The 1,330-nt window shown below is 66.2% G+C and carries 2 protein-coding genes; both read left to right on the plus strand.

The annotated features are described in order from the left end of the window. The coding region (locus IO33_RS0141850) for an alpha-glucosidase C-terminal domain-containing protein (protein WP_031174316.1) at window positions 1-454 on the plus strand (454 nt) is incomplete at its 5' end. After that, on the plus strand, window positions 451-1,330 hold an 880-nt coding region (locus IO33_RS0141855; protein ID WP_031174317.1), incomplete at its 3' end, for an alpha-amylase family glycosyl hydrolase. The genes IO33_RS0141850 and IO33_RS0141855, both read left to right, overlap by 4 nt.

Here is a 1,330-nt window from a genome sequence, read left to right on the forward strand (position 1 = left end):
CGGCGAGGAATACCTCGACTCGGAGAAGTACCAGCTCAAACCCCGCGACTGGGCGGCCGCCGCACGCGAGGGCCGCACCATCGCACCGCTCATCACCAGACTGAACGACGTCCGGCGCCGCAGCCCGGCCCTGCGGCAGCTGCGCGATCTGCACTTCCACCACGCCGACAAGGACGCGGTGATCGCCTACTCGAAGCGGAGCGGATCGAACACGGTTCTCGTGGTCGCCAACCTCGACCCCCGCCACACCCAGGAGGCCACGGTCTCGTTGGACATGCCGCAACTCGGCCTGGACTGGCACGAGTCCGTGCCGGTGCGCGACGAGCTCACCGGCGAGACCTACCACTGGGGCAGGGCCAACTATGTGCGCCTCGAACCGGGTCATAGGCCCGCGCATGTCTTCACCGTCCTGCGACCGTCCAACCCGCAGATCGGAGGGTCACCCACAATATGATCGTCAATGAGCCCGTTCCGGACACCTTCGAGGACACGCCTGCGAGGGACCGGGACCCGGACTGGTTCAAACGCGCCGTCTTCTACGAGGTCCTGGTCCGCTCCTTCCAGGACAGCAACGGCGACGGCGTCGGCGACCTGAAGGGCCTGACCGCCTTCGGCGACCTGGCCGACTTCGTGGAGTTCGTGGACGCCGCCCACCAGCGCGGCATGCGCGTGATCATCGACTTCGTCATGAACCACACCAGCGACCAGCACCCGTGGTTCCAGGAGTCCAGGCGGGATCCGGACGGTCCGTACGGGGACTACTACGTCTGGGCCGACGACGACAAGCAGTTCCAGGACGCCCGGATCATCTTCGTCGACACCGAGGCCTCCAACTGGACGTACGACCCGGTACGCAAGCAGTACTACTGGCACCGCTTCTTCTCGCACCAGCCGGACCTCAACTACGAGAACCCGGCCGTGCAGGAGGAGATGATCTCCGCGCTGAAGTTCTGGCTGGATCTCGGCATCGACGGGTTCCGGCTGGACGCGGTGCCGTACCTGTACCAGCAGGAGGGCACCAACTGCGAGAACCTGCCGGCGACCCACGAGTTCCTCAGGCGGGTGCGCAAGGAGATCGACAGCCAGTACCCGGACAAGGTGCTCCTCGCCGAGGCCAACCAGTGGCCCGAGGACGTCGTCGACTACTTCGGTGACTTCCGCAGCGGCGGCGACGAGTGCCACATGGCGTTCCACTTCCCGGTCATGCCGCGCATCTTCATGGCCGTACGGCGGGAGTCGCGCTATCCCGTCTCCGAGATCCTCGCCAAGACGCCGGCCATCCCCTCCGGCTGCCAGTGGGGCGTCTTCCTGCGCAACCACGACGAGCTGA

It is taken from the genome of Streptomyces durhamensis (genome assembly GCF_000725475.1).
Classification (GTDB): domain Bacteria; phylum Actinomycetota; class Actinomycetes; order Streptomycetales; family Streptomycetaceae; genus Streptomyces; species Streptomyces filipinensis.